This window comes from Enterobacter cloacae complex sp. 382A5, assembly GCF_050031095.1.
Classification (GTDB): domain Bacteria; phylum Pseudomonadota; class Gammaproteobacteria; order Enterobacterales; family Enterobacteriaceae; genus Enterobacter; species Enterobacter cloacae.
Genome location: NZ_JBLGVK010000001.1, coordinates 2,636,102 through 2,650,867, shown reverse-complemented (window position 1 = coordinate 2,650,867; position 14,766 = coordinate 2,636,102). Strand labels below are relative to the sequence as shown.

Here is a 14,766-nt window from a genome sequence, read left to right as displayed (position 1 = left end):
GCATAACGTTTAAACAAAAATGACAAAATACCTGAAAGCATTCAGCTGGCGCGCGTTTACACGGTGAAGGCGCGCCAGAAGAAAATTAAATGCGGAAATGTCCGGCAGTTTCAGCAAGGTCGCCCGCCTGGCTCTGCAGGGCGCTGGCGGCTGCGGCAGATTGCACCACCAGTTCAGCGTTCTGCTGCACCATTCTGTCGAGGTGCGTGACAGCATGGTTGATCTCATGGATGCCTTTCATCTGCTCGCTGGTGGCGATGGAAATTTCACGCATGATACCCGAGACGCTGCCGATGCTGGCGCGGATCTCATCCATGCTTTCCCCGGCCAGATGTACATAGCGGGAGCCGGTTGCCACGCTGTCGGTGGTGGAGTCGATAAGCGATTTGATCTCCTTCGCTGCCTGGGCGCTGCGGCTCGCCAGGTTACGTACTTCGCCTGCCACCACGGCAAACCCGCGGCCCTGCTCACCGGCGCGCGCCGCTTCCACCGAGGCGTTCAGCGCCAGGATATTGGTCTGGAAGGCGATGCCATCAATCACGCTGGTGATATCGCCAATTTTTGCCGAAGCCACTTCAATGGATTGCATGGTGCTGATGGCCTGAGAGACGACCTCACCGCCGCGTGAGGCCGCAGCGGAGGCTTTACTGGCCTGTTCATTCGCTTCTGCCGCGGACTCATTTGACTGAGTCACCGACGCGGTGATCTGCTCTACGGCGCTGGCGGTTTCACGCAGGCTGGAGGCTGCCTGCTCGGTACGCCCGGAGAGATCCTGGTTGCCAGCCGCGATCTCCTGGGCGGCATTTTTCACCGAGGCGCTGGCATCACGCAGCTGGATCATCACCACCGAGAGCTTATCGCTAAAGGCGTTAAACGCCTGGGCAATTTGCGCCACTTCGTCGTTACCGCTCTCCGGCAGGCGCTGGGAGAGGTCGTTGGTACCGTTGGCGATGTTATGCATCGCGTCGCGGATATCGGACAACCGCTTGAGCAGGCGGGCAATCAGGATGTGGACAAGCGCGCCGCTCAGCAGGGCGAGGATCACCAGCGAGAGTGCCGAGGCTTTCAGCAGCGAGCGCATGCCGGAGGTGGCGTCGTTATTGTCGAGCGCGACCACCAGCATCCAGTTTGTTCCCGGAACGGCCGTGGCCACGAGGGTTTTATCACCGCCGTCAAAAGTGCCATCAACCGGTTCACCGCTTTTCAGGGTCGCTAAATCGGTGCCGGTAATGGTCTCAGCAAACGGTTTTAACGTCAGGGCCGGATCGTTGGCGGCGATAACGCTGCCGTCGCTGTTCAGAAGTAACCCGCTGCTGGCCGGGGTCGGGTGAATGCCGCGCACGTTAGCCACCACGCTATCCATGGCCACGTCGCCCGCCACCACCGCTTTCAGGGTCCCGTTTTCTTTTACCGGCACCGCAAATGTCACCACCAGTTTTCCGGTTCCGGCGTCCACGTAAGGCGCGGTCACCACCGGTCCGTCCTGGCTGACCACCTGCTGATACCAGGGGCGAATGGTCGGGTCATAATCCGCAGGCACGCCCGCAGGCTCAGAGAATTTCGCCGTTTTAGTGGCATAGCCCACATAGACGTTGGTGAAGCCTCCCGCCTGGGCGAGTTGTTTAAAGACCGGTACCGGGTCGTCACTCAGCGCCACGCTCTGGGCGGAGGTAATGACCGTCATTTTGCTTTTCACCCAGTCGGCAATCGCCATGTTATGGCTGGCGCTGGTGCTGGTCAGAATGTCACGCTGCGACTGCTGATTATCCTGGCGCGTGACCTGGAAATTAATGACGGTATTGAGAAGAAGGGCGACGACCAGGCAGCCTGTCGTCGCGACAATGATGCGAGCACGAATCGATCTGAACATAAGTGAAATACCTGCTGTGTTGTTTCCATGCCTATCGGCAACCCCGCAGGTAAACTTGATGCTGAAACCGCGTCCATAAGAAAATAATATTTTTACGGGTTTATTATTAAAAAGTTAATACTTTATCGGCGGCTAACGTCCACTCGGCCAGCTCGACAAGTGTGCCAATTTCCACGCCGTCAATCAGCGGCAGCCCCGTGATACCACGCCCGTCGGTACAGGTTTTGCAGAGCTTAACCGGCACGTTTTGCGCCGTCAGGATCTCCAGCATCTGCTGAATGTTGTAGCCCTCTGCCGGTTTTTGGCCTTTCAGACCGGCGGTGACCGCGTCGGACATCAAAAAGATCCGCAGCTCCAGCTCACTCGCATTATCGCGCAGCGCTATGGCCAGACGCAGGCTGTTAAAAAGGGATTCGCTGCCGTAGGCCGCCCCGTTGGCGACGATCACAATCTTCTGCATGTTAACTCCTGTTTATATTAAGGCACGAATATTGCTTCATTCTCCCAGGTAGGGTTATCCGGGAGAGTAAGCATGACATTAATGGCTGGCAATTCGTCGGGTGCAACCGAATGGCTCCAGCGCGCAAAAGCGTTGCGCCAGGAGCAGCTCAGCAAGCTGGCACAGCTGGGCGTACTGGTGAATGGCATTAGCCAACTGGTGCATATGCTACAGTGCGAGCGCGGTGCATCAAACGTCTGGCTCTGCTCACAGGGTAAGCTCTATGCCCCCGAATGCAAAGCCAGCCGGGCGCTGGTGGATGAAAATCTCACCATACTGTATGGCATTCTGGATAGACACTCCCCAGTGCCGGGCAGCGCCGTATGTGAGCGCATCGCCGCTGCGTTGCAGAGCCTTGAATCACTCCCCGCCCTGCGAGAAGGGGTGAATCAACAAACCGTTACCGCCCCGCAGGCGATGGAGCATTACTGTCGCATGCTTCGCCATCTGCTCAGTATCGTGCCGCAGCTCAACGACAGCATTGACGATCCGCAACTTGCGGGACGTTTTGTCGCCCTGTATAGCCTGATGCAGGGCAAAGAGCTGGCGGGACAAGAGCGGGCGCTGGGGGCTATCGGCTTCACGCAGGGTTTTTTTGATGATGTCACCCGCCAGAGGCTGGTGGATCGCATTGACGGGCAGCAGGCCTGTTTTGAGATCTTTTTAAGCCACAGCCCGGCGGATGTGCAGAGCACCTTTTCCCGGGACTGCCAGCCCGACCGCGAGACGGAGCAACTCCGGCGTGTGGCCTGTACCCGCCAGCCTGCTGCGGATAATGGCGACACGGCGCTGAACTGGTTCGCCCTGCAAACGTCGCGTCTTGAGCACCTGCGCACCCTGGAGGAGATGGTTATCGCCGACCTGATGCTGGCGGTTGATGAGCGTATCCATCATGACCCTCAACATCCGGTAAGTGCCGATGAGAATGACGATCCGCTCGCGCTTTATCCGGATAAACCTTTGCTGCCGCTGGTTCGCCAGCAGGCTCGTGAAATAGAACAGCTTTCCCGCCAGCTCGCGACGCTGCGCGATACGCTGGAAGAGCGCAAGACCATTGATAAAGCCAAAAGCGTGCTGATGACCCACCACAATATGAGTGAGGAACAGGCGTGGACGGCGCTGCGCAAAATGGCGATGGACAAGAACCAGCGCATGGTGGATATCGCCCGCGCGCTGCTTACCGTGAAGCGATTGTGGCAGCTAATCCCTAAGGAGTAGCTGCACAATCAGTGGGCACGTTGTGCCTGATTGAGGTGCGTTTTTGCAGAGCCAGTGGGGCAAAAGCCACAAAAACAAGGCATTAAAACCTGGCATTCGCTTTGCATTAATTCAGTAACCAATTTTGACGGTGCGCCAACGGCGGTGCATCAGTCTTCGGGATAAAGGCGTCCAGCGGTGCTTCGGCACCGTCGGGCGCTTTTTTTTGTCTTTTTTTCAGGAGTGGTCATGGCGGATTTGTCGAGACGGCGGTTTTTGCAGGCCAGCGTGCTGGCGAGCAGTGCAATGTTGTTACCGGGTGTCATGCAGGCCGCGTGGGCGGCAGGCTCGGATAAACCCGAGCAGGAGACGGTGCGCATCGGGTTTATCCCGTTGACCGACTGCGCTCCGGTGGTCATCGCGGCGCTGAAAGGGTTCGATAAAAAGCATGGCATTACCATAGTGCCCACCAAAGAGGCGAGCTGGGCGGCCGTGCGCGATAAGTTAGTCGCGGGGGAGCTGGACGCTGCGCACATTCTTTACGGTCTGCTGTACGGACTGGAACTGGGGATCGCTGGTAAGCCACAGCAGATGGCGAATCTGATGACCCTCAACCAGAACGGCCAGGCGATTACGCTCTCTGCCGATCTGGCAGAGAAGGGCGTTCGCGATCTCGACGGGCTGAAGAAACTGATTGGTCAGCAGGCACCGGGCTCGTACACCTTCGCGCATACCTTCCCGACGGGCACGCACGCCATGTGGCTCTACTACTGGCTGGCCAGTGCGGGCATTAACCCGTTCGACGATGTTCGCACCGTGGTGGTACCGCCGCCGCAGATGGTCATGAACATGCGCATTGGCAATATGGTCGGCTTTTGCGTCGGCGAGCCGTGGAATGCCCGGGCCATTAACGATCGCATCGGTTTTACCGCTGCAACGTCGCAGTCTATCTGGGCTGACCACCCGGAAAAAATCCTCGGTACCCGTCGCGACTGGGTGGAGAAAAATCCGCACACCGCGCGGGCACTGGTGAGCGCAGTACTGGAAGCCGCGCGCTGGATCGACGCTTCACCGGAAAACAAACGTGAAACGGCGCAGATCCTCTCGCGTCGCGCATGGCTGAACACCAAAGAGCAGTACCTCACCGGACGGATGCTGGGTGAGTACGACAACGGGGTGGGCACGCGCTGGCAGGACGCGCATCCGATTCGTTTCTTCAACGAGGGGGCTGTGAGCTACCCGTATCTCTCCGACGGCATGTGGTTCTTAACCCAGTTCCGCCGCTGGGGTTTGCTCAAAGCCGCGCCGGACTACGCGGGCATCGCGCAGCGCATTAACCAGACCGCGGTCTGGCAGGATGCCGCCACCGCGGTGGGGGGCATTACCACACCGACTTCACCACTACGCAGTAGCACCCTGATGGACGGCACCGTCTGGAACGGCACCGATCCTGAAGGCTATGCCAACCGCTTCGCTATTCACCGTAAAGGGGCCTGATTATGCAGCATCTGCACAGCACGAAAGCAAAACACGAGACGCCGGTGAGTGGCGAGGTGATTACCCTGCCACCAGTTCAGGTTCGCCGTCGTCCTCCGGCGATTGCCCGCCGGATTAACGACCTGCTCCAGCGTATCATTCCGGCTCTGCTGGGGCTGGGGCTGCTGGTGGTGCTCTGGCAACTGGCGGCAATCAACAGCAAAGGCTTCCCGACGCCGCTGAGCACGCTGGATTCTGCCATCACGCTGTTTGCCGATCCGTTTTATCGCGACGGGCCAAACGACATGGGGATCGGCTGGAACGTGCTTGCCTCCCTGCAGCGCGTGGCGGTGGGCTTTGGCCTGGCCGCGTTAGTCGGTATCCCGCTCGGTTTTCTGATTGGCCGTTTCACCTTTTTCTCACGCATGTTCAGCCCGCTGATTGCGCTGCTGCGCCCGGTCAGCCCATTGGCCTGGCTGCCTATCGGCCTGCTGCTGTTCCAGAAAGCAGAGCCGGCTTCCAGCTGGACCATTTTTATCTGTTCGATCTGGCCAATGGTGATTAACACCGCCGAAGGGGTACGCCGTATTCCGCAGGATTACCTCAACGTCGCCCGCGTGCTGCAGCTTTCTGAGTGGACCATTCTGCGTCGGATCCTCTTCCCGGCGGTGCTGCCGGCGGTGTTGACCGGGGTACGTCTTTCCATCGGTATCGCCTGGCTGGTGATTGTCGCCGCCGAAATGCTGACAGGCGGCTTAGGGATCGGTTTCTGGATCTGGAATGAGTGGAACAACCTCAACGTCGAAAACATTCTCATCGCCATCGTCATCATTGGCGTGGTCGGGTTACTGCTGGAGCAGGGGCTGATGCTGATCGCCCGTCGCTTTAGCTGGCAGGAAAAATAAGGAGCGAACATGAAACCAATCATTCAGGTCCAGGCCGTAAGCCAGCGTTTTTCTACCGCCAGCGGTGAATTTCTGGCGCTGCAGAACGTCTCGTTTGATATCCACGAAGGGGAAACCGTGAGCCTGATTGGCCACTCCGGCTGCGGCAAATCAACGTTGCTGAACTTGATCGCCGGGATCACCCTGCCGACGGAAGGGGGACTGATTTGCGACAACCGTGAAATTGCGGGTCCGGGACCGGAGCGTGCGGTGGTCTTTCAGAACCACTCCCTGCTGCCGTGGCTGACCTGTTTCGACAACGTTGCGCTGGCGGTCGATCAGGTGTTCCGCCACACCATGAGCAAGGCGGAGCGTCGTGAGTGGATTGAACACAACCTCGATCGCGTGCAGATGGGGCACGCCCTGCATAAACGCCCGGGGGAGATCTCAGGCGGCATGAAGCAGCGCGTGGGCATTGCTCGTGCGCTGGCGATGAAGCCGAAAGTGTTGCTGATGGATGAACCGTTTGGCGCGCTGGATGCCCTGACACGTGCCCATCTGCAGGATTCGGTGATGCAAATCCAGCAGGCGCTCAACACCACCATTGTGCTCATCACCCACGACGTGGACGAAGCGGTGCTGCTCTCTGACCGCGTGCTGATGATGACCAACGGCCCGGCGGCGACCGTCGGCGAAATCCTGGAGGTTGACCTGCCGCGTCCGCGTAACCGGGTGCAGCTGGCGGACGACAGCCGCTACCACCACATGCGCCAGCAGATCCTCCATTTCCTCTATGAAAAACAGCCCAAAGCGGCGTAGTGGGGGCACCACGATGCGACTGGTCATTATCGGCAATGGAATGGCAGCAACACGGCTGATTGCCTCGCTGACCGGGCGTGCGCCTGGCCGCTTCGCGATCACCGTGTTGGGTGAGGAGCCTGAGCATGCGTACAACCGCATCCAGCTTTCGCCGGTGCTGGGTGGGGAAAAACGTCCGGAACAGATCCGCCTGCAGGACGATGACTGGTACCGCGAGCGCGGCGTCACGGTGCTCAGGGGGCAAAAGGTGCTCGCCGTGGACGTGGCGAAACGGGAAATCCGTACCGCGCAGACCACGCTGGGGTGGGATGAACTGGTCTTCGCCACCGGGTCGATACCGTTCGTGCCGCCGATCCCCGGGGGCGATGCGCCACACGTCTTTACCTTCCGCCGCCTTGAGGATACGCGAGCCATTGCGCAGATCCCGGGGCCAGCGGTGGTGTTGGGCGGTGGCGTGCTGGGCGTTGAGACGGCAGCGGCGCTGGCACAAATTTGTGACAACGTCACGCTGGTGCATCGCGGACCGTGGTTGATGGAACAACAGCTGGATCGGCAGGCGGGGCTGCTGCTGGAGGCTGCGCTGGCGGAGCGCGGCGTGCGCTGCGAGCTGTCGTCAGGGATCGCGGCAATCGCGCCGGATTCAGTGACGCTGCTCAACGGACGCCAGGTTAGCGCCGCGCGCGTGGTGCTGGCTACCGGCGTACTGCCCAACATCGCCCTGGCAAGCGCCAGCGGTATTCACTGCGCCCGTGGCATTGTGGTCGACCAGCAGATGCAGACCTCCGTCCCGGCTATTAGCGCCATTGGGGAGTGCTGCGAAATCGACGGTCAGACGTTTGGCCTGGTTGCCCCCTGCCTGGCACAGGCGGACATTCTCGCCGCCCGGCTGGCAGGGGACGCCCCTGTGCCTTTTGCCCATACCGACAGCGGGATGCGCCTGAAGGTCACCGGTGTGGAGCTCTTCAGCGCCGGGCGCGTAACGGCGCAACCGGAGGATACGGTCTGGGACGCGTGGGATCCGCTGACCCGTCACTACCGTCGCTTACTGATTCATCGCGGTGCGCTGGCTGGCGTACTGCTGATGGGAGATTGCCGCAGCGCGGCAACATTTACCGATTTACTGGCAACGGCTGCGCCCGCACACGTGGACTGGCTGTTCGATCGATTCACTACGACGCAACCGCAGGTTGCAGGACAGAACGCTATGACAAAACCTACTCTGGTGGTGGTTGGGCACGGTATGGTCGGCCACCATTTTCTTGAAGACTGCGTAAACCGCAATCTGCATCAGCAATACCAGATTGTCGTCTTTGGCGAAGAGCGTTATGCCGCTTACGACCGCGTCCATCTCTCAGAGTATTTTGGCGGCCGCAGCGCGGAGTCCCTCTCGCTGGTGGAGGGCGATTTCTTTGCCAGACACGGCATAGAGTTGCGTTTGTCGCAGCAAATTGTCGCCATCGATCGCGACGCGCACGTGGTGCGTACCGCCAGCGGTCACGAAACCCACTGGGACAAACTGGTGCTGGCGACCGGCTCGTATCCGTTTGTGCCGCCGGTGCCGGGCAACACGCTGCCGGGCTGCTTTGTCTACCGTACGCTGGACGATCTCGATAACATTGCCGCGCATGCGAAGGGATCCCGACGCGGCGTGGTCATAGGCGGTGGCCTGCTCGGGCTGGAAGCGGCCAACGCCCTCAAACAGCTGGGGCTAGAAACCCACGTGGTGGAATTCGCCCCCAACCTGATGGCGGTACAGCTCGACAACGACGGAGCGGCGATGCTGCGTAAAAAAATTGAAGCGCTCGGCGTCGGGGTTCACACCAGCAAAGCCACCACTGAAATTGCGGCCACTGACGACGGACTGGTCCTGCGTTTTGCCGACGGTGAACAGCTGGACACCGATATGGTGGTCTTCTCTGCCGGGATCCGCCCGCAGGATGCGCTGGCGCGCAGCAGCGGCCTGGCAATCGGCGAGCGTGGCGGGATCTGCATTGATACCGCCTGCCAGACCTCAGATAAGGACATCTTCGCCATCGGGGAATGTGCGCTGTGGGAAGGTAAAATCTTCGGTCTGGTGGCGCCAGGTTATCAGATGGCACGTGTGGCGGCGGCCACGCTGGCGGGTGAGGAGAAATCCTTCACCGGCGCGGATATGAGCACCAAACTTAAGCTGCTGGGCGTGGACGTGGCCTCGTTTGGGGATGCCCATGGCCGTACGCCGGGGGCATTGAGCTACCAGTGGACCCACGGCCCGCAGCAAATCTATAAAAAAATTGTCGTCAGCCATGACAACAAAACCCTGCTCGGCGGCGTGCTGGTGGGGGATGCCAGCGAATACGCCACGCTGGTGCAGATGATGCTTAACGGAATCAGCCTGCCAAAAGAGCCTGAAACGCTCATCTTGCCAGCCTTCTCCGGTAGCGCGCCAAAAGCGCTGGGGGTGGCGGCGCTGCCGGACAGCGCGCAGATCTGCTCCTGTCATAACGTCAGCAAAGGCGATATCTGCCAGGCAGTAAGCACCGGTGCGACGGACATCGGCGCCATCAAGCAGTGCACCAAAGCGGCGACCGGCTGCGGTGGGTGCAGCGCGCTGGTGAAACAGGTGATGGAGTTCCAGCTGGCTGAGCAGGGCGTGGAGGTGAAAAAAGATATCTGTGAGCACTTCCCGTACTCGCGTCAGGAGATATACCACCTGGTGCGCGTCAACCATATTCGTACCTTCGACCAGCTGATTAGCCGCTACGGCCAAGGGCACGGCTGTGAGATCTGTAAACCGCTGGTGGGGTCAGTGCTGGCCTCCTGCTGGAACGAATACCTGCTGAAACCGGCGCATCTGCCGTTGCAGGACACCAACGACCGCTACTTTGCCAATATTCAGAAGGACGGAACGTACTCCATTGTGCCGCGCATGCCCGCCGGGGAAGTAACGGCCGACGGGCTGATTGCTATCGGGCAGATCGCAAAGCGCTACGGGCTGTACAGCAAGATCACCGGGGGACAGCGTATTGACCTGTTTGGTGCCACGCTGGAGCAGCTGCCGGAGATCTGGCAGGCGCTGGTGGAGGCCGGATTTGAAACCGGGCATGCGTACGGTAAATCCCTGCGTACCGTGAAATCCTGCGTCGGGTCAACCTGGTGCCGCTATGGCGTGCAGGACTCCACCGGCCTTGCGGTCAAACTGGAGCACCGTTACAAGGGGCTGCGCGCGCCGCACAAAATCAAAATGGCGGTGTCCGGCTGTACCCGCGAGTGTGCCGAGGCGCAAAGCAAAGATGTCGGCGTGATCGCCACGGACAAGGGCTGGAATCTCTATCTGTGCGGCAACGGCGGCATGAAGCCGCGACACGCGGATCTCTTCGCCAGCGATCTGGATGAAGAGACGCTGATCCGTACCGTCGACCGTTTTCTGATGTTCTACATTCGCACGGCGGATCGCCTGCAGCGGACCAGCACCTGGATGGACAACCTTGAAGGCGGTCTCGACTATCTGCGGGAGGTGATCCTCGACGATAGCCTCGGTATTGCGCAGGAGCTTGAGCAGGAGATGGCCCGTGTGGTGGAAACGTATCAGTGTGAATGGCAGACCACACTTAACGATCCGAACCGTCTGGCGCTGTTCCGCACGGCGGTGAACGGTCCGGCGACGGAAGAGAGTAAACGCTGGCAGGAAATTTGCGGTCTGGATGAGATCCCGGAGCAGGCGGGGATCGGCGCCCGGCTGGGGCGTAAGCCGATCGCGCTGTTCCGTTTTGGCAAATCGGTCTATGCCCTTGACGATCAGGAGCCAGGCAGCGATGCGAACGTACTGTCACGCGGTATTCTTGGCGATGCGGCGGGTGAGCCGGTGGTTATCTCGCCGCTCTATAAACAGCGTATTCGCCTGCGCGACGGCTGCCAGGTGGATAACGGTGAGCCTGCGGTGCGCGCCTGGCCGGTGAAAATCGAAAACGGCAAGGTGTGGGTGGGGAACGACGCGTTGCTGGTCCGTGCGGAGGCATCATGAATGAAACCCGAACAACGTGCCCGTACTGCGGCGTCGGTTGCGGCGTGGTGGCCCGGGTTGAGGGCGACAAGGTCACGGTGCGCGGCGATGAACGCCATCCCGCCAGTTTTGGACGGCTGTGCGTCAAAGGCGCGGCGTTAGGTGAAACCACGGGCCTGCAGGGGCGGCTGTTGCACCCGGTGGTGGACGGGCTGGAGGTGGACTGGCCGCAGGCGTTAAGCGCGGCCGGCGAGCGGCTGCGGGCGATTATCGACACCTGGGGGCCGCAGGCGGTGGCGTTTTACGCCTCCGGCCAGCTACTCACCGAGGATTACTACGCTGCCAATAAGCTGATGAAAGGGTTTATCGGCGCGGCGAACATCGATACCAACTCGCGGCTCTGCATGTCGTCGGCGGTAGCAGGCTATAAGCGCGCATTTGGCGAAGATGTGGTGCCGTGCAGCTATGAGGACGTGGAGAACAGCGATCTGGTGGTGCTGGTGGGTTCAAACGCGGCATGGACGCATCCGGTGCTTTATCAGCGGCTGGTTCAGGCGCGGCAAAACAATCCGCAAATGAAAGTGGTGGTGATCGATCCGCGTAAAACCGCCACCTGTGATATCGCCGACCTGCATCTGGCGCTCGCGCCCGGCAGTGACGCCGGGCTGTTTGTCGGTTTGCTCAACCTGATCCAGGGTACCGACGACTGGCCGATTGCCCGCGTGGCCGGGTTTTGTGGTCTTGATGCACAGGAGATTGCCACGTTTTACGACTGGTTCCTCACGGCGCCGCGTGCCATTACGCTCTACACCATGGGGATCAACCAGTCTTCCAGCGGCAGCGACAAGTGCAACGCCATCATTAACGTCCATCTTGCCAGCGGGAAATTTGCCCGTCAGGGCTGCGGGCCGTTTTCGCTGACCGGCCAGCCAAACGCGATGGGGGGACGGGAAGTGGGTGGCCTCGCGAATCAGCTGGCGGCGCACATGAACTTCGAGCCGGACGATCTCTCGCGGGTGGCACGTTTCTGGGGAACCGAACGGCTGGCGCAAACGCCGGGCCTGATGGCCGTTGATCTGTTTGACGCCATTGCCCGCGGTGATGTGAAGGCGGTATGGATCATGGGCACCAATCCGGCTGTCTCGCTGCCGGACAGTCACGCAGTATGCCAGGCGCTGGCGAACTGTCCGCTGGTCATTGTTTCTGAGGTGATGCAGGAGACTGACACCAGCCGCTACGCCCATATTCGTTTCCCGGCGCTGGGCTGGGGAGAGAAAAACGGTACGGTCACCAACTCCGAACGGCGGATTTCGCGCCAGCGCGCCTTTCTGGCTGCCCCGGGCCAGGCAAAACCGGACTGGTGGATTGTTGCCCAGGTGGCGAAACAGCTGGGCTATGGTGAGGCCTTTGCCTGGGAACATCCGCAGGAGATTTTTTGTGAACATGCGGCACTGTCGGCGTTTGAGAATGACGGGGCACGGGCGTTTAATCTGCATGCGCTGGCGGGGCTTACCCGTGAGGACTGGGATCAGCTTGAGCCTTATCAGTGGGCGGCGGGCGATTTTCCCCACCGGAATGTGGTGCCCGTTGACCCGCGTCCGCACGGCGCGGCGCCAGATGCGTTATATCCGTTGCTGCTGAATACCGGACGCATCCGCGATCAATGGCATACCATGACCCGTACGGGATATGTTCCCGGGCTGATGCAGCATATCTCTGAGCCCTGCGTTGAGATCTGCGCTGCAGATGCCGCGCGTTTCGCCCTTTGCGACGGGCAACTGGCACGGATCAGCTCTCCGCGTGGAGTGATGGTGGCAAAAGTACGTATCAACGATGGACAAAGGGAAGGGGAAGTATTCGCGCCCATGCACTGGAATGCGCAGTTTGCCCGTCAGGGAAAGGTCAATACGCTGGTGGAGGGGTGCTGCGATCCGCAGTCTGGCCAGCCGGAGAGTAAACAGACCGCCGTCAGGATCATGCCATGGCAGCCTGAATGGCAGGGAGAGCTGTATGCCCGTGTGCTGCCGGAACTGCCGCCTTCGGTACACTGGTGGCGCAAAGCATCACGCCTGACGGTGGCGGCTGACGAACCGTTGATGCCGTGGGTGAAAGAGTATGCTGAACAGCAGGGCTGGCAGCTGCAACTTGCACGGACGGATGCGCGCAGCAGCGTACTGGCATGGCATAACGGCGAGCTGATGCTCGGATTCTGGGAAGGGACTACGTTGCCAGCGCTGGCGCATGCGACTATTGAAGAGGCTTTTCGTCGGGCTCCTGAGACGCTTGCGGAGCGGCATGCGCTCCTGAACGGCGCGGGCGCGGGGGAGAGTGTCGATCCGGGACGCATTATCTGTAGCTGTTACTGCGTCGGGGAAAATGCGATACGGGAGGCGATTGTCGGCGGGTGCGATTCCGTTGCAGCGCTGGGGGCGAAACTACGGTGTGGCACCAACTGCGGCTCCTGCGTGCCGGAGCTGAAAGGGCTGTTTGGATAATGGTCTAAGAGTGTCGGGTAAGGCGACAATAATGTTCAGGATATTCCTGAAATTTGCGCTAAGACTGCATTTCACAGCTTATCGCGTTAACATTAAAAGCGTTGCCTCATAAACACAGGTTCTTATTTACGACGTTGATGGCTGTATCGTCCCGCATTCGCTTTCTGTTATTACTCCCACTTCTTACGGCGGGTGCCGTTCACGGTGCCCCGAATTCCTTTATGCATCAGGCAGAAAACCCCTTTGATAACAACGGGGACAGTTTGCCCGATCTCGGCATGGCGACACCAACAGACGAGGGGGAAAAGCACCTGGCCGAAATGGCAAAAGCCTTTGGCGAAGCCAGTATGACCGATAACGGCCTCACCACCGGCGAGCAGGCGCGTCAGTTCGCGTTTGGTAAGGTGCGGGACGCGGTGAGCGGCGAGGTGAATCAGCAGATTGAGTCCTGGCTCTCGCCCTGGGGCAACGCCAGCGTCAATTTACTGGTGGATGACGAGGGGAACTTTAACGGCAGCAGCGGGAGCTGGTTCATTCCCTGGAATGATAACAACCGTTACCTGAGCTGGAGCCAGCTGGGGCTGACGCAGCAGAGTGACGGCCTGGTGAGCAATGCCGGCATCGGTCAGCGCTGGGTTGCCGGAAAATGGCTGCTCGGCTACAACACCTTTTACGATAACCTGCTTGATGAAAACCTGCAGCGTGCCGGGCTGGGTGCGGAGGCGTGGGGCGAGAATCTGCGTCTGTCTGCCAATTACTATCAACCGCTGGCCAGCTGGCGCGAGAGTTCGGACGTGCAGGAGCAGCGCATGGCGCGTGGCTATGACGTGACCGCTAAAGCCTGGCTGCCGTGGTTTCATCATTTCAACACCAGCGTCAGCTTTGAGCAGTACTTTGGTGACAACGTTGACCTGTTCAACAGTGGAACCGGCTATCACAACCCGGTGGCGGTCAACCTGGGGCTTAACTATACGCCTGTTCCTCTGGTCACCCTGACGGCGGCGCATAAGCAGGGGGAGAGCGGTGCGAGTCAGAACAACCTCGGGCTTAAGCTCAACTACCGCTTCGGCGTGCCCCTTTCCAGGCAGCTTTCCGCCAGCGAAGTTGCCGCCACGCGCTCCCTGCGCGGCAGTCGCTATGATTCACCGGAGCGGGATAACCTGCCGGTAATGGAGTTCCGCCAGCGCAAAACGCTCTCCGTCTGGCTGGCGACCCCGCCGTGGGATTTGAAAGGGGGCGAGACCGTGATGCTCAAGCTTCAGGTACGCAGCACTCACGGTATTCGGCAGATCCACTGGCAGGGCGATACCCAGGCACTGAGCCTGACCGCACCGGCCAACACGCACAGCAGCGATGGCTGGAGTGTGATTATGCCTGCCTGGGATGACAGTGACGGGGCGAAGAACCGCTGGCACCTGTCGGCGGTGGTTGAAGATGAAAAAGGACAGCGCGTCTCATCCAATGAGATCACGCTTACCGTGGTTCAGCCGCTTGTCGCGTTACCTGACGACGACCCGCGCTGGAAGTTACTCCCGGATGAGTAA

Annotated in this window: 9 protein-coding genes; 7 read left to right on the top strand and 2 right to left on the bottom strand. The window is 60.0% G+C overall.

Annotation, left to right across the window (positions count from 1 at the left end):
- Positions 1-85 precede the first annotated feature (85 nt).
- Positions 86-1,870, bottom strand: coding sequence for a methyl-accepting chemotaxis protein (locus ACQG2G_RS12480; protein WP_023620820.1), 1,785 nt, complete (start codon positions 1,868-1,870; stop codon positions 86-88).
- Between the two features lie 106 nt (positions 1,871-1,976).
- Positions 1,977-2,330: a DsrE/DsrF/TusD sulfur relay family protein gene (locus ACQG2G_RS12475; protein WP_013096245.1), complete on the bottom strand. Its 354-nt coding sequence runs from the start codon at positions 2,328-2,330 to the stop codon at positions 1,977-1,979.
- Between the two features lie 72 nt (positions 2,331-2,402).
- On the opposite strand from ACQG2G_RS12475, the gene nasR reads away from it, so the two are divergent.
- The 7 genes from nasR (at position 2,403) to ACQG2G_RS12440 (ending at position 14,766) form a co-directional block, all read left to right on the top strand.
- Complete coding sequence (gene nasR, locus ACQG2G_RS12470; RefSeq protein ID WP_248078836.1) at positions 2,403-3,587, top strand: nitrate regulatory protein; 1,185 nt, start codon at positions 2,403-2,405, stop codon at positions 3,585-3,587.
- Positions 3,588-3,815: 228 nt separating this feature from the next.
- The gene (locus ACQG2G_RS12465) at positions 3,816-5,063 is read left to right on the top strand and encodes a CmpA/NrtA family ABC transporter substrate-binding protein (RefSeq protein ID WP_061771843.1); all 1,248 of its coding nucleotides are present in this window, start codon (positions 3,816-3,818) and stop codon (positions 5,061-5,063) included.
- Positions 5,064-5,065: 2 nt separating this feature from the next.
- Positions 5,066-5,947, top strand: a complete 882-nt coding sequence (ntrB, locus tag ACQG2G_RS12460; RefSeq protein WP_020690908.1) for a nitrate ABC transporter permease — start codon at positions 5,066-5,068, stop codon at positions 5,945-5,947.
- Between the two features lie 9 nt (positions 5,948-5,956).
- The gene (locus tag ACQG2G_RS12455; protein ID WP_013096250.1) at positions 5,957-6,745 is read left to right on the top strand and encodes an ABC transporter ATP-binding protein; all 789 of its coding nucleotides are present in this window, start codon (positions 5,957-5,959) and stop codon (positions 6,743-6,745) included.
- Between the two features lie 13 nt (positions 6,746-6,758).
- On the top strand, positions 6,759-10,748 hold the full coding sequence (gene nirB / locus ACQG2G_RS12450) for a nitrite reductase large subunit NirB (protein ID WP_080453041.1): 3,990 nt from the start codon (positions 6,759-6,761) through the stop codon (positions 10,746-10,748).
- A complete protein-coding gene (locus ACQG2G_RS12445; protein WP_061771842.1) occupies positions 10,745-13,222 on the top strand; it encodes a nitrate reductase in 2,478 nt (825 codons plus the stop codon). Before nirB ends, ACQG2G_RS12445 begins: the two co-directional genes overlap by 4 nt.
- Positions 13,223-13,359: 137 nt before the next feature.
- Positions 13,360-14,766, top strand: a complete 1,407-nt coding sequence (locus tag ACQG2G_RS12440; protein ID WP_061771841.1) for a YchO/YchP family invasin — start codon at positions 13,360-13,362, stop codon at positions 14,764-14,766.

Bases quoted from the DNA above. Each gene is read 5' to 3' on its own strand.
- ACQG2G_RS12455 (WP_013096250.1), top strand. From the start codon at position 5,957: ATGAAACCAATCATTCAGGTCCAGGCCGTAAGCCAGCGTTTTTCTACC.
- nirB (WP_080453041.1), top strand. From the start codon at position 6,759: ATGCGACTGGTCATTATCGGCAATGGAATGGCAGCAACACGGCTGATT.
- ACQG2G_RS12440 (WP_061771841.1), top strand. From the start codon at position 13,360: ATGGCTGTATCGTCCCGCATTCGCTTTCTGTTATTACTCCCACTTCTT.
- ACQG2G_RS12445 (WP_061771842.1), top strand. From the start codon at position 10,745: ATGAATGAAACCCGAACAACGTGCCCGTACTGCGGCGTCGGTTGCGGC.
- ACQG2G_RS12465 (WP_061771843.1), top strand. From the start codon at position 3,816: ATGGCGGATTTGTCGAGACGGCGGTTTTTGCAGGCCAGCGTGCTGGCG.
- ntrB (WP_020690908.1), top strand. From the start codon at position 5,066: ATGCAGCATCTGCACAGCACGAAAGCAAAACACGAGACGCCGGTGAGT.
- ACQG2G_RS12480 (WP_023620820.1), bottom strand. From the start codon at position 1,870: ATGTTCAGATCGATTCGTGCTCGCATCATTGTCGCGACGACAGGCTGC.
- nasR (WP_248078836.1), top strand. From the start codon at position 2,403: ATGACATTAATGGCTGGCAATTCGTCGGGTGCAACCGAATGGCTCCAG.
- ACQG2G_RS12475 (WP_013096245.1), bottom strand. From the start codon at position 2,330: ATGCAGAAGATTGTGATCGTCGCCAACGGGGCGGCCTACGGCAGCGAA.